We start from the raw sequence: 461 nt of genomic DNA on the forward strand, positions 1-461 counted from the left end.
CCGCCTTGCTGCTGCCGAATAGTTTCCCTACTTAGGCCTTGTGCAAGTCGTTATCCCAAAACCGGTTCCCACTTTTGGGCGACATGCACGAGCCAACTCTTCGTCAGGACAGGAGCCGAAGCGATGAACTGGATCACCAATTACGTTCGCCCGAGGATCAATTCGATGCTCGGCCGGCGCACCGACATGCCCGAGAATCTCTGGATCAAGGATCCCGAGACCGGCGAGATGGTGTTTCACAAGGACCTGGAATCCAACCAGTTCGTCATCCCGTCATCGGGCCATCACATGAAGATTTCGGCCAAGGAACGGCTGAAATTCTTCCTCGACGACGGCAAATACGAGCAGCTTGAGAACCCCAAGGTCATGCAGGACCCGCTCAAGTTCCGCGACGAGAAGCGCTACACCGACCGCTTGAAGGACGCCAAGGCCAAGACCGGCCTGGAAGACGCCATCATCAA

General features: G+C 56.4%; 1 pseudogene. It reads left to right on the forward strand.

Going from position 1 to position 461, the window contains the following annotated elements:
• Positions 1–123 precede the first annotated feature (123 nt).
• Positions 124–461 (forward strand): annotated as a pseudogene (locus X735_RS135855) (acetyl-CoA carboxylase carboxyl transferase subunit beta); the annotation flags it as partial.

Origin of the sequence: Mesorhizobium sp. L2C084A000, assembly GCF_000502875.1 — a bacterium.
In the GTDB taxonomy this organism is placed as follows: domain Bacteria; phylum Pseudomonadota; class Alphaproteobacteria; order Rhizobiales; family Rhizobiaceae; genus Mesorhizobium.